The following is a 21,934-nucleotide window of genomic DNA, read 5'->3' as shown; positions in this document are numbered from 1 at the left end:
CTTTGAAGTAAAAAATACATCTATCTAAACTGCTTGAGGCAGTTTTTCTACCCCTACAAGTGTTTGCTAAGAAAACACCATAAATAAGCTAAAACCTTTACGTGTATGGTTAAGTAATTGCATGTCTTGACACATATTGATAGCGTTGCACTTGTGATTAACTCACATGTAGTGAAACCAGAAAAAACGCTATTTTTATTCTGTGCCGTTTTCACTTATGCTATGCTACCCAGTGCTATGATGCTAGACAGTCAATGAGGTAGGCTTCTCTTACCTTGTGCCTTTCCTTGTTGCGCTATGCACATGAATTCATATTAGTAGACTTATATACATTTATAGGAGTATTGTATAGTTCTCATGGGAATGAAAGCAGCAAAGCTAGATAACGCATCTGAACAATTAGCAATTCCCTTTGCTTCTCAAGGAAAGAAGCACACGTTAATAGAGCAATCCAATGGGTATCAATTACACTATCATCATCCACACGGAAAACTCTATCAAGGGAATTCAATTGAATGGCTTCGCACCATTGACGATGAGACGGTACACCTCATATTTGCTGACCCTCCCTACAACATTAAGAAAGCTGAGTGGGATAATTTTGAGAGCCAAGAAAAATATATTCAATGGTCAATAGAATGGATTAAAGAAGCCTCAAGAATCTTAACTCCATCAGGTTCTCTTTATGTGTGTGGTTTTTCTGAAATACTCGCTGATATAAAGCACCCTGCATCAAAGTATTTTTATTCTTGCCGATGGCTCATTTGGCACTATAAAAATAAAGCAAATCTTGGCAAAGATTGGGGACGTTCGCATGAGAGTATTCTACATTTTAGAAAATCCAAATCTTTTCAACTCAATATTGATACCATTAGAATTCCCTACGGCAATCACACATTAAAATATCCTTCTCACCCGCAAGCGACCACAAGTAATTTTAGCAATAACAACAAAGGACACGAATGGACGCCACATCCTCTTGGCGCAAAACCTAAAGATGTAATAGAAATTCCGACTACCTGTAATGGCATGGGAGAAAAAACACCACATCCTACGCAAAAACCGGAGGAATTATTAAGAAAGTTAGTGCTTGCTGCATCTAATAAAAATGATATTGTTCTTGATCCATTTTCAGGAAGTGGTACTACGTTAGTAGTCGCTGAACAATTAGGAAGACAATGGTTAGGCTGTGAATTAAATCCTGAATACAATCATTGGGCAATAGAGCGAATTGAACGTGTGCCTATGATGACAGAAGAAGAATGGATTGAATTTGATAGAAAAAACGCTGAACGCCGCACGAGTATTCGATGAGCCTACACACCTATATTGAACAAGCATCTGATAAAAAGAATTTTACTCACCTCTCAGATTATATTGATTTTACCACTTCATACTTAGAAGAAGTAGCACGCTCTTTACAAGCAGTTATCGTTTGCCAAAACGAACCCAAATATCAATTTTGGCAGTATAAAGAAGATGGTCATTTTAATGTGACACGTCCTATTAATGGAGATATTATGTACTCTGTCGCTGAGAGTACATTTATTAAGAATGAATTTCCTCTTATTCTTAATAATATTAGGAATGTCTCTAATGCACAACGGCAGATAGTATGTCGTTCAATCTATACTATGCAGCAATGTATCGGCGCGGCATTAGACGGATTGCCTGTAGGAAGAGCGAACAATGCAAGAAAGTTAAACGGAGACCTATTTGAAAGGCTCATGAAGCTTATTATCATAGACATTGGCATTGACTGCGAGAGTGGTATTGTCAAGGTGCCCATTGTGGTTGATGGAGTCGAACAATGCAAAATGAGCTATCAACACGATTTAATCATTAAGTTTGGTGAGCAAGTAAAAGCGATTGGCTCCGTCAAAACATCAAGTAAGGATAGAATAGATAAAATTTTTATCGACAAGTTTTTATTTACCCGTCTTACCGACGTAGAAATTCCGCATATTGCCGTGTTTTTAAATGATGTACAACGAGGAAAAAAGACAGAGCGAGCATATAAAGTTGCTGCTACTTTTCTTCCTGGACATTTTAAAGGATATACGATTAAGTTAAACCCTTTAGATGGGGTTTACTACTGCGATATAAGGCAAAATATGGTGAGTGACTCTTTCTTGAAAAAACATATCAAGACTATTGATCATTTATTATGCACTGATATATGGAATCTTGTAGGAGTATCCCAAGGTATCAACGCTGAAGTTGAAGTTGAGGAAGATGCCTAATATTGAAAACTTTTTTCTTGCCCCTAACTCCTTACTTTTCAAGACACTGCAATTACATCTCTACCATGAATTGCTTTATTCTTGTCTCACTCAACAGCGGAGGTAACTTCTCTAACGACTGAAGTACTTCTTTGCTAGTTACATACCCTGCCTGATACAACGCTAAGTATTCGCCTCGTGACAAGGTAACAGGTAAGTGAATGAGGCCTAACGCATCCGCTGGCAAACCAAATTCCAGCTGTTGAAGAATAGTATTTATGGCAATTTCATCTGGCCCCTTCCCCAGTAATAAAAGACTAACAATATCATAAGCAGACTGAAGATATAGCCGTGTCCGGTCTGCACAACTGCGAATATCATTAGCTCCGACATTTCCAGCATATGGAGTCGCTGAAAATTTGTTCTCAATGGTTTCTATTGGCTGTCCATTAATCCAATTCCATAAAATAGCAGCCCGTTTACAGCGTCCATAGTAGTCAAACTGATCTTTTGCACCTCGTTGAAATGCAGCAGTCACGGCATCTCCATAATAAGTATTTATTTCATGTGCCCAAGTAGATTCTTTTGTTCCCTTTTTAGACACTGAGATATAACCAGCAACTTCCGGTAAAACTTGCAGATATGCCATAAGCTGTTCTGCTGAAAGATTCTCAGGAAAACGTTTGAGCAAATCGACAAGTTTTAATGCAGAGGAAAATGAGAAATTCGATCTTCCACATGCCTTTCCAAGGAGACTAAGCCTTATTTGCTCATCATCTTCTTCAAGTAGGCCCAACAAATCCATTTTTGTCAGCAACTCTTCTAGGCGAGGCTCTGTCACTTGATGCCAGTCTGGGTGTTGACGACTCGCTAAATACCCACCATACGTGCTGGCAAGCAGGTGAATCACTTCTTTTTTAGGAATTTGTTTAATTTGGCTAAGTAGGCGAAGTATCCATGTTTCTATATGAGCAGAATCGAAAGAAGAACATATTGGCTCTGGGTTGCCTTGTACGTATCGACGAAATAAACGATCGCGTTCCATAGCATTTTCAGCCAATAGAATGCTACGCCCTGACGACGAAAGCCCCAATCTTCCTGCACGTCCGGCCATATTTTTATATTCTGCTACGGTAAACTCACGTTTTTCATCACCATAAAAGAAAGTCTCTGGAATAATGACGGTGGACGCAGGTGTATTAATGCCAGCAGCAACTGTTGTCGTTGCAGCGAGCACACGGATGGTACTTTGAAGCTGTCGAAATTCTTGTTCAACCGCCAAGCGTTCTTCCCTTATTAAGTCTGAATTATGAAAGGCGGTTCCACCTGTTAATGCTGTACACAGGTTCGATGATGCGGTTGAACGATCGTGTACAGGAAGCTGTGCCAATACGTTGCTTGCTGGCATAAGCCCCAATTCACTGGCAAGATAAAGGGAGCAGCCTACAGCACTCCCACGTTGATTGCGAAAAATAAGCAATTGCTCTTTCTCAGCAATAAGTTTTCTGGCTAAGGGGACGATGATATCCTGCAATTCCGGTTTACTCTTACGTTGTACAATTGCACCTGGTGGTAAAAACTGCTCTACATGCTCTTGCTGGTCAAGACCAATATATTGGAACATACCATTTCTATCTAATACTCCCTCAACAAGTGGTACTGGCCGCTCATTGCTGGAAAGCGTTTCACACTCAAGCCAATCGTTAAAATAATTAATATCACCAATTACGGCTGAGAGTGCGAGTATCTGTGGTTTTACACCCTGCTTTCGTGCATTCAGCAAACTGGTAAGTAAAAGTTCTACTGCAATACCGCGATTAGGGTCAGTAATAAATTGTGCCTCATCTAAAATGACCAATCCAATCTTGTGAATGAGCGATGGTACACTGACTGATAATCCTAAAAACATTTCATACGTGAGAAGTGCTATATCGTATTTTCCCCGTATAAAATGGTCAGTATTGTCTGAATAATCACCTGTACAACGAATGACTCGAAGCCCTAATTGCTCCCCATACAAAGCTTGAAAATCTTCATACTTCTCATTAGTAAGTGACTTAAACGGTAATAAGAATACAGTCTTTTTTCCTTGAGCGATCGCTTTAGCAGCAGCCATTTCTCCAATAAACGTTTTGCCGGAACTTGTAGGAGCTACAACTAGAAGAGAACGGTGGTCAAGCACACGGTATTCGTTCACTGCTTTTAGTTGGAGAGCATTAAGCCCATTCACAAATTGAGCTTTCCAGGCATTGATTAATTGAGACGGAAGATTAAACGCAGCTAGATCCTCAATATTTAAGCTAACTTTGACACCAACTGTATTTGGAAATGCTTGTGCATAGCGAGTGCCAGGACTCAGCGGGGGTAACTTGAGTCCACCTTCAATAAGATTAAAAATCACTGGAGTTTGGTGAAAACCAAAACGGCTCGCTTCAGATCTCACCCGTTGCGTCACTTCGTCCGTTATTCCACCTATCTCAATACCCGTAGGATGAAGCTTAAAAGTATGCAGTAACGCCTGTGTAAGGAGTCCATGTCCATTCAGTTCATGCGCTTCTTCATTGTCTTTTGATGCAGCGATAATAACTCTTCCTTTACCTTGCAGATCCGCAACGGTCATCATTGTGTTACGCGACGTAGGTACATTTTGAAGCACACGTGCAGTTGCGCCACCGCTAAAGCAGCAATCAAGTATGACAATGGCAATACGTGCGTTCGATGACTTTAGGTAGTTGTTCAATTCACTCATCGCGATCGTAGTTTCCCCTAGTGCTTCACGCCGCGCATCATGAGGAACAAGCTGGTGTGAGGGAGATCCGTGACCTGCAAAAAAGAAAAGGGCTGTATCATCAGGCCCTGTTTGATTGAATGTATCGTTGAGTGCATCTCTTATGGCTTTACCCGTTGCTTGGGTATTAAGTAGATGATGGGTTTTAATATCTAAGATTGAATCTGAGAATAGTGCCCAAAGTGCTGTGGCATCATTTGATGCGCCAGCCAGATCAGGGATATTATTATCTGCATACTGATTTACACCTATAAAGGTGGCGACTAAAGTCATATTAATATTTATTTATTGCTAACTTTGAATAACCTATTGTAGTACGTAGTGTTACAAAATGTTTTATGTAACTATTACTAGTATATTTCCTACACCAATGAATAGCGAATCACTGCAACTTTTTCTAAGATGATAAAATGTCATCTTTACTGCATTTATCATCTTAAAAACCGTTCTGACTTTACAAGGCGGAACGATAAATATTCAATCAGACCTAACGCTATTACTAATCATTGTTCGCCTTACGCGGCTACGATCTCACACTGCCAATAAGGATAGCTATCGCCTTTATGCCGATTGTTTTGCCATTGAAGTGGCTGAAGATTTCCAAGGTCGTCACTGCCACCTTTTGATACAGGATAGTTATGGTCAATTTCCCAACCCCACTGAGAATGAGTGTTGCCATAATCAGCACGCTTAATCCATGCTCCACATAAATCCTTACGAAGTTCATTTGGATTTGAGCCTAGGACAGGCTGTGCTTTTCTCCAAATCAATTCAATCGTAACTTGGTCAAAATTACGTCCATCAGAGGTGGAATTAGGTTGTCTCATCAAAACCTCCTTGTTTAAATTTGTAACACGACGTACTTAGCTTGGCGCACAAGCGCTAAAAAGTCAAGCCGTGTTTGACATCAACACGTTTGCATGGCTAACATGTTCGTGTCATTTTTGGGATGTTGGTTTTCATTTGTAGTCGTTTATGGATTTAGATATTCTCTATCGCCTTATTGGGGAACGAATTCGGTGTGCACGAGAACGTGCTGGACTGAGCCAAGCAAAGTTAGCAGATAAACTACATATGAGCCGAACATCTGTGGTGAATGTTGAAGCTGGCAGACAACGACTTCCACTTCACGTTTTATGGCGCATTGCAGAAGAGGTAGGAACGGAAGCAGCTTTATTAATTCCTCAACAGTCTGAGTACCATAGGGAAACGCAACCAATATCCCTCAATACTGAGATAATTGAGGAAATTGAAAAGGCTGCAAGTGGCGATCCTGCCACACGTCGTGTTTTAACTAATTTTATTGAGAAAGTGAAAGCAAGAAACAAGGGTGTTGAATGAGATACTTACCAACCAAGGAAATTGAAAGAAACGCGACAGAGTTACTTGAATCGTTAAAGTCGATGGATCGTCCAGTAAGAGTTGATGCTATCGCTCATCGCCTTGGTTTAATGGTGGAGTTTGTACCTTTGGGTGAAGAAGTGTCAGGCCTTCTTGTGATTGAAAATGGCAAAGGAACCATTGGAATTAATGAAGCACATGCTTCTGTTCGACAAAGATTTACGTTAGCCCATGAAATTGGCCATTACATACTACATAAAGATCAATCAGAGCTATTTATAGATAAAAAATACACTGCTATTTTCCGCGATACACGCTCTTCTTCTGGAGAGTTACGAAGAGAAATTCAAGCTAATCAATTTGCTGCCGCACTGCTTATGCCTCGAAAGCTAGTCGAGAACGAAATCAACGTGAGAGCACTTGATTTAGGTGATGATTGTACCTTGAGAAAGTTAGCCGAAGATTTTGAGGTAAGTATCCAAGCAATGGCTTATCGCTTATCAAATATGGACATATTTGTCTCCTCTTAAAACTGTGCACTTACTAAAAAATTCTTATAAACGTTCGCTATAGTTCCTCAAAAAGACTTTCAATATCTCTCGCACCGTGGAGCACGCGCACAATTTCGATACCTTCGGGAATGGAGCGGTAAAAAATAAGGTATTTTCCTACGGGGATGCTACGAAGCTCTGGTGCTAACTCAGGACGTGCTCTGCCAATTTCAGGGGTGACAAGCAGATCATCACACTTTTGCGTGATTTTTGTAATGATGGTGTCTGCGGCGCGTTCACTGTCTTGGGCGATGTACCACCAAATATCAGCCAGATCGCCTTTTGCCTCAGCGGTAACTCGTAACTGCTTCATGCCTCAGCGTTCTTCCGTGAGGCGGCACGCTTGTTGCGTCCTGTTGCTTTAATTTCTTCTGCGAGGTCTTGCGTTGAAGTGTAGGTAGTAAATTCGCCGCGCTCAAGCTGGTCAATTCCCTTATGAATGTCACGTCGCAGCTCTTCAAGCTTAAGTTTGCGTAAGTCTTCACGCTCTTTGAGGAGGCGCAGCCCTTCACGGATGACCTCACTCTGGGACTGGTAGAGGCCACTGGCGATGAGTTCGGCGACAAAGTTATCTAAGGTTTCACCGAGATGTACGTTCATAGGGCGGCACCTCCATTGCTGTGCTTTTCTTTCACGATCCTGCCATCATTAACAATAACTGTCAATTTTTGACAATGCTTTATGAATAGTTATCGGCATGGGAGAGAAAAACTTTACTTGAAGCGGCGGGGGACTTGCCCACCGCTACCGCTTTCAAGAGGTGCACTGAGGACGGGCAGGAAACTCTCGCGGGGTAAGCCTAAGGGGTTGGTAGCCCGCCCTCATCGCCGCTGACGCTCACCTCTTGAATGTGCAAGCCCTTAAGATTCGTAGGAAAAGCCATTTTAACTTAGGTTTTTCTGCACCAAAGTCTAGACATGGTCTAGACTTTTTACTAGGCGTTACCATCTTTGAGAAGACAAGATTTATACTACCTACCGAGACATAAAAAAGTTAAAAGTTATAATGTGTAGCATTATTAACTTTAAAAAATAACTTATGAGTATTATTCATGTTCGGCAGATTGAAGCAAAGCTCAAATCAATTTTTGCTGATTTAATCGATATTAGTGATTCTAGAAAATCTCCTGAAGAGCAACAAAATAATTTTTTAACTCGTGCTTTGGCTGCATTCGCAGTTTTAGTTACTGCTGATATTGCCCCAGAGCAAGCGGGTCTTTGTATAACTGATGGATATGGTGATAATGGAATTGATGCAGTTTATTTTGATCAAGTAGAAAAGCGTCTATTTTTAGTTCAATCAAAATGGCGGCATGATGGAACAGGAAGTATTGATTTAGGTGAGACATTAAAGTTTATTCAGGGTGTCAAAGACCTTATCAATGCTAATTTTGAGCCGTTTAATGACAAAATTAAAAAACGTTCTTTAGAGATTGAAGAAGCTTTACTATCTGCTAATACAAAAATTGTTCTCCTACTTACTTATAGTGGGCAAGCAAACTTAAGCGAAGAAAGCTCGCGAGTTTTAAATACGTTTATTACAGAGATAAATGACGCTTCAGATGTAGCAGAACTGATAGTTCTTCAGCAAAGTAAACTTCATAACGTTATTGCTAGTAATACTTTAGGGCAACCAATTAAGTTTGATGTAGTTATAAAAAATTGGGGACAAATCCAAGATCCTTTCTTTGCATATTATGGTTATGTATCAGCCACTGAAGTAGCCGAGTGGTGGAATAAATATCATCCAAGAATATTTGCACCAAATATACGCTCATTTTTAGGCAAGACAGAAATTAATCAAGACATTATTGAAACTCTTCTATCAGAACCAGAAAAATTTTGGTATTTCAACAACGGAATAACAGCATTATGTGGTTTAGTTAGGAAGAAACCGTTAGGAGGAAATTCACATGATACAGGAATATTTGAATGTACCGATGTCAGCATTGTAAATGGAGCACAAACTGTAGGAGCGATTGCAACAGCAAATGCAAAATCCCCGACTGAAGTTGCGAAAGCAACTGTAATGGTTCGATTTATTTCGCTTGAAAACTGCCCAGAAGATTTTGCGATACGTGTTACACGAGCAACAAATACTCAAAACCGTATTGAAAATCGAGACTTTGTTTCGCTAGATCCAGAACAGACTCGGTTACGAACAGAATTACAATTGGAAGGGATTGATTATGTTTACAAAGCTGGAGACAACATTCCTGATAAAAAGAACGGTTTTGACCTAACAGAAGCAACTATTGCCCTTGCCTGTGCTTATTCTGAGTTGAGTTATACTATACAAGCAAAGAGCGCTATTGGATCACTTTGGGAAGATGTCACTAAAGCACCATATAAAGCCCTTTTCAATGCAAGCGTTTCTAGTATTCGACTCTGGAGACTTGTTCAGATTCATCGTGTAATTGATGAACAACTGAATATTGATAAGAAGAATAAGCGACAAGGGCGTGAGGCAATGTTATCTGTTCATGGTAATAGATTCCTTGCTAGACAAGTGTTTAAACACCTACCTCTTGAGAGCTTAGACAATCCAAAGACAGACATACAAGCTATTATTAATCAGGTTGAAGCAATCACTACTAAGGTAATTGAATTAACTACTAGTGCGGTAAATGAGCATTATCCAGATTCATACCTTGCAAATTTATTTAGAAACATCACTAAATGCCAAGAAATTGAAAAATTTGTTGAAATAGGCATTAAAGAAGCAAATATCTAAAATTTAGTAGCGCCATGCAATTTTTAAAGCTGGAGATTAAATAAAAGGTTAAATGAGCACTTACGTATTACGGCGTGCCGCGTTAATGAAGCAGTCACCCTACGTAAGCCTGATGTCTACGTTTGAGGAAGAAGCCTACACTTCGCCTACCGAACAGGTTTTCTAGGCGATCACTTACGATTTCCGCTTTTTGCTGCTTGTACTGTAGCTGATCATCACATCGCTAGTTCTAAACCCTTTTACAAGTTTGTCTGCGGTGAATCTGAAATATCAGAAAGAAGCTTCATATCTGGTTGGTAGTGCTTGCAATTTTTAGCAATGTGTGGATTACAGGTTTTTTTCCGAACTTTACAATAAATTGGAGTGTCTATAGTGTTCTGAATGTTAATTGCGTGGTGCTGACAAGAAAAGCAATTTTCTTTCAATCGTAACTTTGCTAAATGTTTTAACAGCGCATCATTTCGCTTATTTTTATTCTCAGGAATTTTCTTAATTGTAGTTTTTGGAACTTCGTATTTCTTCGTCTCTGTTTCCACACTAATTTTATTAACACATTCTCCAGCGCAAACGTTTTGCGTCTGTTCTCTCTTAAAATTAAAAAATTTTACTTTATCATTTTCTGACAAGAATTTTGTTTCAACAATACTTATATCTTGCTCTTGTCTTATAGTTAATTCGATAATTCGATTTCCCGACGTAATTTTTTTTCTAGTAGATTTATGAGTGACAGCTATTTCAATATAGAGCTTTGTGCCTTGTTCGCTTGTCAGGAGTAAATCAGGCACAAAAGAATTGTCTTTTTTTTCTAAACTAATATTTGTAAAATACTGAGTGAGGTCAAACTTTTGCTTGCATTTATTGCTAAAAGTACAAAGGTGCTGAAATTGTTTTTGGAAGTGACACGTCTGTGTCATTTGAATTTCTATCCAAAAGGGTACTTTTCTTGCAAGACAGTTATTATACACATCGTAAAATTTAATCTTCCCTAATTTATGCAAATAAGTTTCTAGAGAACACTGGACTGGAATATCAGCTTTGTGACGAAAATGTTTTTTTCTTCTCTCTCCTAATACCGGAATAAGTATATGTTCACATGACAAACACTTATATTTCTCATTTCGTACTTCTTTACTTGCAATTAAGTCGTCAGCATTTACTGTGTTACCGCTTGAATTAATCGCGTACTGATATTTAATATCCTGCATAAAGGATTTAAAGAATCTACTATCAAAAGTTACTACTCACTCGTGATAATTTTGATATCTTGATTTCTGCATCACTATCAATTGCCTCTGGACTGGTTTCAAAAGGCATAGCAACCGTTGAAAATATTAAGTAGGATAACCTAATTATGACATGTCACAATCGCCTACGATTGTTCTTTTTTGTTGCCTAGTAGCTTCATCATTTTTAGCGAAACTAATAAGACCTAGGGAGCAAGTTGTATTTACTAGCGATCACTTATTGTCCTTGTGCTAGGTAGATGCCTGTGCTTCCGCCGCCGCTGCTGCTGCCTTGCGTTGCTGTTTTTTTGCCTCTTGCACCACTTCTTTATCTTTCTTGTTGACCTTTAAGAATTTAGGCGGCGTTGCTTGCGGCTCGGCAACCATCTCGACGAACGCAAACACATTGCGCTGTGGTACAAACTTGGTTTTAATCGCCACAAAGGGGGGATGCCCCTGCGTTCCTTTTTCCGCTTTCGGGTTAAACCGATACGGTTTTACGGGCGCATCTTTCCAGAGCACGGGAAGATGACTTGCCTTCATAAACCACACATTTTGACCAGGTTCAGCTCGCTTCATAAACTCAAGCCGCTCGCGCGTAAAGTTGCGTAACACGGTAATGCAGGGCGTAGGGCACACAGGGATGAACTGCCAAAACCCTGAGACCTTAAACTCTAAATCTCCTAAGTCTCCTGACACGGCATTTTCTTCATGCCCCAGGTCAAAGCCTACGACTTGAAACGCCACAATATGCGGCTCATCCTTCTTAGGAAAATGCGTCACGTTAGGATACACCACCACCCGTTGCCGCGACTGCCCTGAGGTTTCTACATGGCGCTTTAACGACTCAAATGCACGTAATTTCTTTTTAATAAAAAGCAACGTGTAGTCATTACCACCAATGGTGATAGTCGAACGTTCATCGCTAAAGCGCACCTCGCCTGTCACCACGCCTATGGCTTTAAACTGTAACGATGAATCTTCCTGGGCGTGCTGCTCGTGCTGCTCGTGCTGCGCAGGAGGCGGCATGGATTTCCTCAGTTCTTCAAGAGAAGGAAGTACCTTTTTTGGGCGTGGCGTAGGCGTTGCTGGAGTCACGTCAGGAGAAGACATACGGATGAGCGTCAAAGGTGTGAGGGAATATCCCTCCTGTATCATACCTACGTCGGCGATAGGCAAGGCAGCCAATAGTGAAGATAGGCCGACGCGATCGCCTATACTGCACAGAGTGCGTTGCTATCATTTTTGCTCTCACTTACCTTCTGATAGCGATAGCGCTTCATTTCTTCAAGGGTATAGGTTGCCTTGTAGTTGTTGTCCCATTGAATGAGGGCTTGTTTCCCACTGATAGCAGTGATAGTGCCACAATGTCCCCCGTCTACGCGCACGCGATCGCCTGCTACCCACCCTGCATGAGGAGCTGATGCCCCAGGTTCTTCTTCCTGTGCGGTACCTTGTGTAGGCGTACCTGCTTCTAGCGCAAGGCAAAGCTGTACAGGCGGTGAATCGTTCGGAACTGATTTCTTCTGTGGTGCACTTCTACTGTGCGCGTGAAGGTTCCACCACTTCGCAATGGTAGGAAGCATTAACGTAGGCGGTTCAAATTCCCGACGATAATCACCCTGCCCTAGTAATTCTAATTGCAACGTTGTACCCGAAGGTAAGATATCGATTATTTGCTGATAGAAATGAAGCGCTTTTGAGGCAATTAGAGGTGCATAGTCAGCGCACCGTACCCAGATGCGGTGAAGTGTTAATGCTGCCTGCGATAAGAAAGAAAGAGTCTCCTCATGCCCTAATTTACAGCGAATAATAGTGCCAATTGATTTGGCGGCATTGCTCATGAGTGGTGCGGCGATTTGCGCGAAAAATTGAATGCATTCACCACGCTCTTTGGTGAGGCGTTGCATGTATTTCTCAGCGTCTTTAAGCTCTAATTGAAGTGATAGGAATAGTTGAAAATTATCCGAGCGAAGAGAGGTAGTAACTGCCATAACTCGTCCTCAGTGCTACTTCAGTATATTGTAGCATTATTCTTGATAAAAAATGCATTTTATCCATAAAAATACTCCATAACTCTTTCTTAATTTTTATTAGTGTTCACAATAGTAACCTCAGTGAAAGAAAGAGGTTTTTATTATGTTTGATGCATTCTTAGCAGTGTACTTATGGGTTATTTTATTCAGCATCTTCTGCTGGTTAGTAACTCCAGAAACAGTGATTATTGAGAAAGGAAAACGTCGTGCCAGTGAGATAATTGTGGAAACTAAGACTCTTCCTCATCACGATACTTTAAAGACGCTTAATGTTAGACAAGCTAGAAAGGTAGCAGGAAAGCTGGGAATTCCCCAAAAAATCAATGCTAAAGATGCGCCTAAAAAGTGGCTTATACAACAAATCAATGCCAAACTTGAGACGCATCAGCAGGAGGTAAGAGATGCGTTATATGATGTAGGAAATGTAGCATAGGCTTGATTAGGTAATTAAGAAATGGTTTTTTGAGGTAATATTTATGAACGAAGAACAGCATGAACAGTTATCGGCACTCTTAGACGATGTAGGAGTAGAAAATGTTATTCAGGCGATTGCTGAATATTGCTATCAAAAAGCTCACTGTTATCAAGAATTAAATAATGATTTTAAAAGTAAAACTTGGGGAGGCGACGGATTTTTTCTTCACTCAATCGCTGACAATATAAGTCATTAACAAGGTTAGCAAACGCTTTTGGGAAGATGAGCGAATGAGGTAATAGACATTCTATCTTCCCACCATTTCAATGCTCATTAATAGCTCACAAAAATACTGCATTACTTCTAGAAAAAACCTGATTTACCTCATGTTGAATTAGGTTTTAGCAAATGTTAGTCGAGAACTACACACGTGAATTCTCAACCAAATTACTCTCTCTTGTTCATTCACGAAGCCGCTACGAAGTGTTTCGCGATTGGGTAGAAGTCGCTACGATTACCTCTCAGCAAGTACCGTATCACCAAGGGATTTTAAAAAAGGATGAACTCTACGAACAGGGTGAACGTAGGTATCTTGAGATAGTTCAACATTATGATCGTGATTCATTGCAGGTATTTGCAGAAATGTTTGGCCTTGTGCAGCTTGTGCTTTCCACCGCGAAGAGTGACTTTTTAGGGCAACTGCATCAAGAACTCAACATTGGATGGAAAGCCGATTTAGGGCAATTTTTTATGCCCTATCCCGTTGCCAAACTGATGGCTCGACTCTCCATTGACAAGCACTTACTGGATGAGCAGATCACTCAAAAAGGATATGTCAGTTTTCAGGAACCAGCGGTAGGAGCAGGAAGCTTTTTAATTGCGGCTGCGGAGGTGATTGAGGAATTGGGCTATAATCCCCAAGAATGTATGTACTTTGAAGCAGTGGATCTAGATTCGCTCTGCGCCAATATGACGTACATTCAACTGTCTGCCCTTGGTATTTCTGGCACTGTGATTCATGGTAATTCGCTTTCTTTGGAAGTGTATGGTGTGAGGTATACTCCTGCGCTTCTTATCGCAAAGAAATTTCGCGAACTGCATGACGTACCTACGCTCACGCAACAGGTTGAAGAGAGATTCACCTTTATTTCTTCATCTAAAGACCCGCAGGTACAGGATGCGTTTGACGTTTCTCCCCGCCAACTGAGCCTTTTTGAGGAGATGCCAGCACCGCAACAGACTGCTCACCAACACAAGGCGAATAAGCAGCGCACGAGAGATGACACACCACCAACTGAGAAGCAACTAGACTTATTCGAGGATTTGTAACGTTCAAGGATATTCAACGCGATGCGCTGACAATTTTTGTGAGCGCATTTTTTAACTGTTTTTATTCATTGCTCATTCTATATTTTGATTGTTGTACAACAATCAAGTTTGCACGTTTAAATTTTTTATTTATTAATGCATTGTTGTGTTCAGGAGTTGCACATTAGTCATTGACCTATAAGGATAATCTATTTACCCTTTTTAGGTGAAAAAATATGAATGGAATCCCGAAAAAAATGCGTTACTTCTTCGAGAGAGAAAGATATCATTTGAGAGAATAGTGCTAGCTATTGAGCAAGGATATCTTTTAGACGTTGTGCCACATCCTAATCCAGATAAATATCCTCATCAAAAAATGTTTATTCTTGAGATAGAAGGATATGCATATGTCGTTCCTTTTGTAGAAGATAACAAAAAAATATTTTTAACAACTGCGTACAAGAGTAGGCTTGCAACTCGTACATATTTGGGTACTTAGATACTTATGAGCAAACTAAGTAAGGAAGAAAAAGAAATCGAAGCTGCATTTAAGCAAGGCAAGATAACTCCAGTGAAAAATCGCAAAGAGATTGCTCGATATCAGAGTTACGCTCAATCTCAATCTCTTATCGTCAACCAGTCTGCTCCTAAGAAACATTCATCTAAGAATTCCTTGACTGTATTTCTTTCACCTAATGAACTTGAACAGATAACCCAAGAAGCTCACATGAAGGGCGTGACCGTAGAGTTTTTTGCAGAACATATTATTCGTAGCTTTGCCCTTATGCTCTCTTTTTCCACTCCTACTGCTCAACGCAAACCCGTAAAGAAATCGAAAAAAACAATTTCATCTTCTCCACAAGCGTCTGCATTATCCAAGAAAAAAAGCGTTCCTTCCTCATCTCAACGTAATCGAACATAATCAAAATGGTTCACTTTGGGAGACGATTGCACCTGTACGGTTATTTAACGTCGTAGAATTGATTTTAATAAGCTTAACTATGTACAAGCCATTTCCCCTTACTTGTAAATAATCCTCCCCTTCTTGCCTTTCTTAATAGCTTTAATTAAGTTTCTTTGATATACTTTTAACACAAATTATAACCTCTTGTAGCTTAGATAGAGATAACCACAGTTGGTAGAGTACCTACCGTTAACTAAATGATGAATATTTTCTCCTAAATTTCCATTGATAACCTTCTAATTTACCAAAATAAAACACTTATCGACTAATAATTTAAGCATTGACTGTCCTGTTGATAAAGTATCAAAAGTTTATTACCAAGCTTATCTATCTGTTTTTAAACGTGAATTGCTCTCGTTTACATCAAAAATATCCCCTTGAAAAAATTTTACTCTTTTAACTACCGTTATTTAAGGTAGGAAAATACCGTTGTCTAAGATAGAATTACCGTTATTTAAGGTAGGGATACCGTTATTTTAGTTAGGAATACCGTTATCTGAGGTAGGGATACCGTTATTTTAGTTAGGAAAGTACCGTTATCTGAGGTAGGAAAATACCGTTATTTTAGTTAGGAAAGTACCGTTATTTGAGGTAGGAAAGTAACTTGTAACCTATTGATAATATTTAATTTTTTTCAAGGTAAATATAAAAAATATATAAATATAAAAAATAGGAACGCTTCGCTTATTTTTAATTTTTTAGTTAAAACTATGAAAAAAAACTCTACCAAGCAGAGAGAAGAAGTTGAGCAACGCAATTTTCAGGGGCGTGACGAAATGAACTTGGCTGAATTTCCTATTGCGGCATTAGGTAAACGGCAAGCGGGACAAAGAAGTTTAATCTTTGTTGATACGATATATCATGAAGCAGAAAAAAAACCTGTCACTCGTACTCTCACTATTACTGCTTCAGAACCTTTTGGACTTCCTACGAGTAGAGATGAAGAAGTTATTCTTGCTCTCATCCAACTAAGTGCACAAAATAATTTTACTGACAAAGAAATATTTTTTACACGGTACGAAATTATTAAGCTCTTAGGCTGGAAAGATGATGGAGTAAGTTATAGAAGGGTTGAAAATTCCCTGCGCCTATGGCTTGGAGTTCATCTTTTTTATGATAAAGCATGGTGGGATAAATCTATTCAATCTTGGGTAAAAGAAGGATTTAATATCATAGATTCAATTTCAATCTATGATAAAGAACGACGACGTAAAGAGCTAAAACTTTCCTTAGGCAATCCACATGCTGGGTTATCACGAATAACTTGGGGTTCAGTCATTTTTAAAAGCTTTCAAGCAGGAAATATTAAGCGTCTTAACTTTGATTTTTATACGAGTTTAAGCACTCCTATAGCAAAAAGGATGTTTCGTTTCTTAGATAAGCGATTTTATCATTCAAAATCTCTAGAATTTGAATTAAAAAATTTCGCTTATAATCATATTGGCTTAAGCGAATATGGGGATACTACAAATTTAAAAGCCAAACTGAAACAAGCTATAAAAGAGTTAGAAGAGAAAGGGTTTCTCATCCCGCTTTCAGCATCAGAAAGGTTTTATTCTCCTAGAAGAGGAGTGCACTATGTACGTTTTGAACGGTCATCAATTAATACCCCACAGAAAGCACCACAACTACAACGAGAAACACCACCATTAGAAGAACTCTCAAATACTATTGTCAGAATTAAACCACGTACATCTCCTCAGCCTACGAAAGAAGAGTTAGAAATGATATGCGAAAAATTTAATTTGAAATGGCGGCCATCGTAGGAGGAGAATCTTTTTCCGTGAAACAGAATTTTTGCTCAATTATAGTAATTGCTACTTTTTAACTATGCTTATTTAATTCATTGAGCAGCTTTGTTTTCTACCACATGAGTAGAAGCTATGTTAACGGCGGAATATGTTAACAATCAATAGTTACTTAGTGCTTTGGGCAAGAGCCAGCGCTTTATTAATTGCTGGTGTCAGGTCGTTATTATCTTCGATTCTGAGCATCCTAATATCTCTGACTGAGGGAGCAAACCACGAGAATTTTTGAGCAAGATCCATGACTGCAATGACGCATGTGACCGGATCAACGGAGTTATTTCCAAAATACACACTGCCTTGCTGTCGCCCAAAGCCATGTTGTTGCAAGACGGCTTTAATGTCGTTATAGGCGTTTTGATAGGAAGGATTGTGGTACGTTTTGCCTAACGTATCAGTGTCTAACTCACATGTAATTGCGTACATACCTATAGTTCAAAATTAACAAATTCTTCGTTATTGAAATGAGGGTGCGAATTGATATCCTAATATCGTCGCTCCTTCTTTCACATAAGACTCGATGCTTGTTACCTCTTAAGTGCATATAGAGTCACTATAAAAATCATCCTTAATTTGTTATAAGAATTCAAGTTAATTCTTGATATATGAACGCAATTTTAAATAAGAGCATGTGTTTAAGTATGTTTAACCTTTGGTACAGGTACCCGTTACTTTTTATAATTAACGATAGTTATGACAACACGGTGGCTATAGTGAAGAGGGTAAAGTTTAATTTATTAGGAAACTTCATTATTTAATATTCACTAAAACTGTTGATTAAAAAAGCACAAACAAGCACTATCAGTGAACGATTATGTTTGTGAACTGAAATATAACATGCCTCAACTTCTGCACTATACTCTGAACACGCATAATACGTTTGATTGCTCCAACAAACAGTATCAGCTAGAAACCTTAAAGCTTCTCCACCCAATGGCCGCACGAGCCATCCTAGAAGGTAAGGCAGAAGATCCATTGCCTCATCCTTTTGAGGAGTACACTGTCAAGACAACGGTTGAGGGAGAATGTGCAATGTTTGACGTGTGTGAATCTAGCATCACCTTAACCTCGAATGCTGTTGCTTGGAGTAATGCAAAGCAGGAACTTTGTTGGGAACTATTTGAACACTTATATCTCAACTTAATGGGTGAATGTAGAACAATCCCTCTCCTAAATCTTGTCCTGGGATGATATCTTGTGGCCAAGAGACTGTTTGTATATTGCCACAGTACTCACACTGGCACGTATGGCGTTGATACTCAACTATTTCAATGGGACGCTCTACTAGTTGTGCTACAGACTTTTTTCTACTTTTACTGCCACAGCCGCAAACGCTTTTTGACCACAACAGACACAATTAAGAGGACGTAAGATTTCACAACGATCTACTCTACCAAAACCCTTACGGGTCTTACCTTGATGCCCTGGTTGCCCACCTGGCTTTCTTTTGGGATGATTTGATTGTTCTTGCGGTGCTGCTTTTTTGTTTTCACTTTTTTTGAGGATGTCCCCTGATGGGGGCTTAGATGAGGTTTTGCTGTCTAAATCTCTGCTGACTTTTAAACTTTCTATTTCTTGCTGTAGTTCTAATACTGTTTTCTGTAATTCACGTATTACCTTGCTCTGCTCAATAATTATCTCTACCAGTTTTTCTTTCGGTAACTGGTTCAAGCTTTCTGGGTCTAAATCTTGAGGCAGGCTTTGGTTCATATTTGTGATACTCCTCCTCAAGTGATCCCTTTGTCAATACTCTGCCACCTGAATCCTTACGAAAAAAGATTGCTTATGCTGCAATTAAAGTACCAACAACAAAGCCAATTAGAAGATAGAAAGAGCGCTCTTAGGCAGGGTGAAGGCTTAAGGCAGGATGTATTTAAGGCAATTAGGGCTACTTTACCTATCTTTTATGGAAAATAAGTATAAATGCTCAAACTTTACAATACTTAAACTGTATTTTTACTTAATCTTGATGTAATTAATGCTCTTTTATGGTGTCCAACTTTTCACTGATTACTTAAATAAAGATTCGGTAAAGATAACCATGATGTTAGTACATTCACGGTTAAGTTAGCTATGGTTTGTTTAACAAAAGATGAGGTTTTAATATGTTTAGCAAATCAAAATTAGCATTAACAGGTATAACATTATTTTTTGGGGGCACATTATCTGTATTACCGTCACCTGTTCAAGCTGCTTGTGTGTCAACTAGTCTTGGAAACTCGGCATGTGGTTTTGATGGTATAGAATTTACATACAGCCCTGATATTAATAAGTTATCATTCTATAATTTCAAAAATAATACAGGAAGAACACCTTATGATCTACATATTGAATACTATGATGCGCCATCTACATATATGATTAACAAAGATTATCCTAAAGGTTTGTATGAGTCTGATTTAAGTAATTTAAAAGTACAAGTACCTGGTTCATCATCATATCAAAGTATAGAAATAAAAAATGCTTGGTGGACTGGTATTGATCATAATAAACTTACAAGTAGTTCAGTTCCAGAACCTCTAACAATTCTAGCTTCAGCTACAGCATTAGCTATGGGAGTAAACCTTAAAAAACGCTATTCCAAGAAGGTTAAAAAACAACCAGCATAAAAATCAAAACTAATGATTAAAACCTAACAGCCAAGTAGTTTTCTAGCTATTTGGTTTTTTACTGCTTAACTGACATTAAGAAGTCCTTAACTAATCCCTCGTACTCCTCATATGCCGAACACTGTGCCTTGGCTCGCCACCATAGTCATGCCTACGCTAGGTGCAGCAGCTTCATGGATGGCAGATTTTGAGCAGTGTTTTGCTATAGCGTTGATTGAAGCCAGTACAGGTAAGTCTTACGCTTCATGAGCAGCTATCTTAGGAGCACCAGCATCTTTTTTCGTAAAGCGAACCTCAATCTTAATGGTAGATAATCCTGCCCGTTTTCTCTTCCTATTCACCTCACACAGTAATCGTCGCTTCTGCCTCACAATGCCTGGAAAACTAAAGGGAGAGATATTGCGTAGGTACTCAGTAACTCGTGCTTCATTAAAAAGTGCGATCGCCTGAAGATGAGAACGAATCATCTTGTATCTTCTCGGCGCAATCATCACACAGGGTGTACCACCTTTGATGCCAATTGTATACCCATCAATGAGGAGTGGTTTGGAGCGAAAATCTAGCGAATCAATTGCATTAAACGCATCATGTGTGCCTTCAGTTGCTAACAAAATAAACCTGTGGTGAAAGCGGATATACACGACATTTGCATTTCCTTGTTTCGCTCGCCTTAAGCGAGTGGTGCGACAAAAGGTGACGTTGTACGCCCGAAGGATTTTCTCATCAATGTGCTCTGCATTTTTATGTGCAGGGATTGTCCGCACCGCATAGCGCGTATAGCCATAGCGTAGGTAGTCAATTGCGACTTTACGTAACAAGCCTCCTAACGATTTCACTTGATATTTATGCGTTGCTCCCATTCCCCCCTCACCTTACTACACACACAGCACAGCACAAAAGTGGGGAGTTGATTTAAGCACGCTGCTTATGGCTCCACTCCCCGAACGCCATGATCAAAGAACCATAGGTGCACACGCACGTAGAACCTACGGCATACGAGAAGATGAGAGTAGTTACCTACGCTACATCTTCTCCGCCGTCGATCCACATTCCATATAGCCGTTACTTCCGCAATAAAACTAAAGCGTTACCAACGAATGGTTTCTTTTCTTTGTGCACTTTTTCTCATGTGATTCACATTTCTTGTTCCTTGGTTCTTCAGTCAATTTATTGAATTTAATTTCTCATTTCTGTTGCGTCTGTTTTTCCTCTTCAACCTTCTTCATGTTCATTAGTGCTCGCAGTTTCATAGAGATTGCTGCTACTCATCAAAGAAGTGTGCTGACGTTTATTCAACGCCACCACACTTCCCACCGTGTCAGGATATGTCACGTGTGTTTAAGAAGAACCCCCTCAGTGCTTTCGTTGTCGGTGTCCTGCACAAGTTACCAGCTTGTGCCCGAATGATCGCTAGACTGCTCTGCCCGTTGATCACCAATCACTCACGATTGCTTCTACTTGCACCACGCTACCAGTCTTAGTCATTTGAATCACGTAGAGTGACGGCTCTACGCACCGGAGGTGCCATTATCCGGCCGGCTAAGACCTTTCCCGATTAGGAGAAGAAAAGTTTTATGTAGTATTAGGTGTCACTAGTCCATTGATGGACAGCACGCACGACTAGGTACGTCGGTACCTTTCGACTGATCGCCGATTTGGGGAGGTAGAATGCAGAAAACCCTCCTTACTCACCGTGTCGCGTTTTCGTACTTGAGCCACGCACCACACTACACTTACCCGAAAGCAGTTTCCCGCCGATACTGGTTCAGCTATGCCCCAGGCTGGATTTGCCAGTCCTGCCGCCTTCGTCACCGAGGCGATGCGCTCCTCACGGAGTCACGATTATAAAAGTCCCCAGTCAGGCAGAGGTAATGCGCCCTAGGAAATCCTGTAGACTACACCCCCTCTGTCGGATTTTCACCGATTTCTCTACTCCGGC

23 protein-coding genes and 1 pseudogene are annotated in these 21,934 nt (G+C 39.9%); 14 read left to right on the top strand and 10 right to left on the bottom strand.

Annotation, left to right across the window (positions count from 1 at the left end; translation table 11 throughout):
• The first annotated feature begins 357 nt into the window (after positions 1–357).
• Positions 358–1,314: a DNA-methyltransferase gene (locus tag AACU33_RS06635; RefSeq protein ID WP_339375802.1), complete on the top strand. Its 957-nt coding sequence runs from the start codon at positions 358–360 to the stop codon at positions 1,312–1,314.
• Positions 1,311–2,243 (top strand): hypothetical protein, encoded by a 933-nt coding sequence (locus AACU33_RS06630; protein ID WP_096587681.1) that lies wholly within the window; start codon positions 1,311–1,313, stop codon positions 2,241–2,243. The genes AACU33_RS06635 and AACU33_RS06630 overlap by 4 nt, the downstream gene beginning before the upstream one ends.
• Positions 2,244–2,295: 52 nt before the next feature.
• Here the strand turns inward: AACU33_RS06630 and AACU33_RS06625 are convergent, their stop codons facing one another.
• Together AACU33_RS06625 and AACU33_RS06620 are read right to left on the bottom strand one after the other, a co-directional pair.
• On the bottom strand, positions 2,296–5,283 hold the full coding sequence (locus AACU33_RS06625) for a DEAD/DEAH box helicase (RefSeq protein WP_096587679.1): 2,988 nt from the start codon (positions 5,281–5,283) through the stop codon (positions 2,296–2,298).
• 242 nt (positions 5,284–5,525) lie between these two features.
• Positions 5,526–5,837, bottom strand: coding sequence for an HNH endonuclease (locus AACU33_RS06620; RefSeq protein WP_096587678.1), 312 nt, complete (start codon positions 5,835–5,837; stop codon positions 5,526–5,528).
• Between the two features lie 148 nt (positions 5,838–5,985).
• Between AACU33_RS06620 and AACU33_RS06615 the strand changes: the two genes are divergently transcribed.
• Together AACU33_RS06615 and AACU33_RS06610 are read left to right on the top strand one after the other, a co-directional pair.
• Positions 5,986–6,351: a helix-turn-helix domain-containing protein gene (locus tag AACU33_RS06615; RefSeq protein ID WP_096587676.1), complete on the top strand. Its 366-nt coding sequence runs from the start codon at positions 5,986–5,988 to the stop codon at positions 6,349–6,351.
• Entirely contained in the window at positions 6,348–6,881 is a 534-nt protein-coding gene (locus AACU33_RS06610) for an ImmA/IrrE family metallo-endopeptidase (RefSeq protein WP_096587674.1), read from the top strand. Before AACU33_RS06615 ends, AACU33_RS06610 begins: the two co-directional genes overlap by 4 nt.
• A gap of 37 nt (positions 6,882–6,918) precedes the next feature.
• Here AACU33_RS06610 and AACU33_RS06605 read toward each other — a convergent pair whose 3' ends face one another.
• Positions 6,919–7,215 carry a type II toxin-antitoxin system RelE/ParE family toxin gene (locus tag AACU33_RS06605; protein ID WP_096587672.1) on the bottom strand — a complete coding sequence of 99 codons (297 nt, stop codon included), beginning with the start codon at positions 7,213–7,215 and terminating at the stop codon, positions 6,919–6,921.
• Positions 7,212–7,502, bottom strand: a complete 291-nt coding sequence (locus AACU33_RS06600; protein ID WP_096587671.1) for a type II toxin-antitoxin system ParD family antitoxin — start codon at positions 7,500–7,502, stop codon at positions 7,212–7,214. The genes AACU33_RS06605 and AACU33_RS06600 overlap by 4 nt, the downstream gene beginning before the upstream one ends.
• A gap of 438 nt (positions 7,503–7,940) precedes the next feature.
• On the opposite strand from AACU33_RS06600, the gene AACU33_RS06595 reads away from it, so the two are divergent.
• Positions 7,941–9,635: an AIPR family protein gene (locus AACU33_RS06595; protein WP_096587669.1), complete on the top strand. Its 1,695-nt coding sequence runs from the start codon at positions 7,941–7,943 to the stop codon at positions 9,633–9,635.
• Between the two features lie 239 nt (positions 9,636–9,874).
• On the opposite strand, the gene AACU33_RS06590 is transcribed toward AACU33_RS06595, so the two are convergent.
• The 3 genes from AACU33_RS06590 to AACU33_RS06580 form a co-directional block, all read right to left on the bottom strand.
• The gene (locus AACU33_RS06590; RefSeq protein ID WP_096587668.1) at positions 9,875–10,840 is read right to left on the bottom strand and encodes a hypothetical protein; all 966 of its coding nucleotides are present in this window, start codon (positions 10,838–10,840) and stop codon (positions 9,875–9,877) included.
• A 270-nt stretch (positions 10,841–11,110) separates the two neighbouring features.
• On the bottom strand, positions 11,111–11,971 hold the full coding sequence (locus AACU33_RS06585) for a hypothetical protein (protein ID WP_339375801.1): 861 nt from the start codon (positions 11,969–11,971) through the stop codon (positions 11,111–11,113).
• A gap of 101 nt (positions 11,972–12,072) precedes the next feature.
• Positions 12,073–12,852 (bottom strand): hypothetical protein, encoded by a 780-nt coding sequence (locus AACU33_RS06580; protein WP_096587665.1) that lies wholly within the window; start codon positions 12,850–12,852, stop codon positions 12,073–12,075.
• A 145-nt stretch (positions 12,853–12,997) separates the two neighbouring features.
• On the opposite strand from AACU33_RS06580, the gene AACU33_RS06575 reads away from it, so the two are divergent.
• From AACU33_RS06575 to AACU33_RS06550, 6 genes are all read left to right on the top strand, one after another.
• Positions 12,998–13,327, top strand: a complete 330-nt coding sequence (locus AACU33_RS06575; RefSeq protein WP_096587663.1) for a hypothetical protein — start codon at positions 12,998–13,000, stop codon at positions 13,325–13,327.
• 43 nt (positions 13,328–13,370) lie between these two features.
• The gene (locus AACU33_RS06570; RefSeq protein ID WP_096587661.1) at positions 13,371–13,565 is read left to right on the top strand and encodes a hypothetical protein; all 195 of its coding nucleotides are present in this window, start codon (positions 13,371–13,373) and stop codon (positions 13,563–13,565) included.
• A gap of 152 nt (positions 13,566–13,717) precedes the next feature.
• Positions 13,718–14,638 (top strand): N-6 DNA methylase, encoded by a 921-nt coding sequence (locus AACU33_RS06565; protein WP_096587659.1) that lies wholly within the window; start codon positions 13,718–13,720, stop codon positions 14,636–14,638.
• Positions 14,639–14,843: 205 nt separating this feature from the next.
• Positions 14,844–15,116, top strand: coding sequence for a BrnT family toxin (locus AACU33_RS06560; protein ID WP_096587657.1), 273 nt, complete (start codon positions 14,844–14,846; stop codon positions 15,114–15,116).
• Positions 15,117–15,122: 6 nt separating this feature from the next.
• Complete coding sequence (locus AACU33_RS06555) at positions 15,123–15,539, top strand: hypothetical protein (RefSeq protein ID WP_096587655.1); 417 nt, start codon at positions 15,123–15,125, stop codon at positions 15,537–15,539.
• A gap of 752 nt (positions 15,540–16,291) precedes the next feature.
• Entirely contained in the window at positions 16,292–17,347 is a 1,056-nt protein-coding gene (locus AACU33_RS06550) for a replication initiator protein A (RefSeq protein ID WP_096587653.1), read from the top strand.
• 150 nt (positions 17,348–17,497) lie between these two features.
• Here the strand turns inward: AACU33_RS06550 and AACU33_RS06545 are convergent, their stop codons facing one another.
• On the bottom strand, positions 17,498–17,812 hold the full coding sequence (locus tag AACU33_RS06545) for a virulence factor (RefSeq protein ID WP_096587651.1): 315 nt from the start codon (positions 17,810–17,812) through the stop codon (positions 17,498–17,500).
• 411 nt (positions 17,813–18,223) lie between these two features.
• On the opposite strand from AACU33_RS06545, the gene AACU33_RS06540 reads away from it, so the two are divergent.
• Positions 18,224–18,577, top strand: a complete 354-nt coding sequence (locus AACU33_RS06540; protein WP_339376535.1) for a hypothetical protein — start codon at positions 18,224–18,226, stop codon at positions 18,575–18,577.
• On the opposite strand, the pseudogene AACU33_RS06535 reads toward AACU33_RS06540, so the two are convergent.
• Positions 18,546–19,096: pseudogene (locus AACU33_RS06535) on the bottom strand (DUF6444 domain-containing protein); the annotation flags it as partial. The gene AACU33_RS06540 and the pseudogene AACU33_RS06535 overlap by 32 nt on opposite strands.
• A gap of 395 nt (positions 19,097–19,491) precedes the next feature.
• Between AACU33_RS06535 and AACU33_RS06530 the strand changes: the two are divergent.
• Both AACU33_RS06530 and AACU33_RS06525 read left to right on the top strand, forming a co-directional pair.
• Positions 19,492–19,995, top strand: a complete 504-nt coding sequence (locus AACU33_RS06530; RefSeq protein ID WP_096587650.1) for a PEP-CTERM sorting domain-containing protein — start codon at positions 19,492–19,494, stop codon at positions 19,993–19,995.
• 111 nt (positions 19,996–20,106) lie between these two features.
• Positions 20,107–20,244, top strand: a complete 138-nt coding sequence (locus AACU33_RS06525) for a hypothetical protein (protein WP_339375800.1) — start codon at positions 20,107–20,109, stop codon at positions 20,242–20,244.
• Here the strand turns inward: AACU33_RS06525 and AACU33_RS06520 are convergent.
• Entirely contained in the window at positions 20,232–20,855 is a 624-nt protein-coding gene (locus tag AACU33_RS06520) for a hypothetical protein (RefSeq protein ID WP_096587648.1), read from the bottom strand. The genes AACU33_RS06525 and AACU33_RS06520 overlap by 13 nt on opposite strands.
• Between the last annotated feature and the right edge of the window lie 1,079 nt (positions 20,856–21,934).

Origin of the sequence: Calothrix sp. NIES-2098 (genome assembly GCF_963875125.1) — a bacterium.
Classification (GTDB): domain Bacteria; phylum Cyanobacteriota; class Cyanobacteriia; order Cyanobacteriales; family Nostocaceae; genus Aulosira.
The sequence above is the reverse complement of the archived record's forward strand: the minus strand, read 5'-3'. Positions and strand labels throughout refer to the sequence as shown.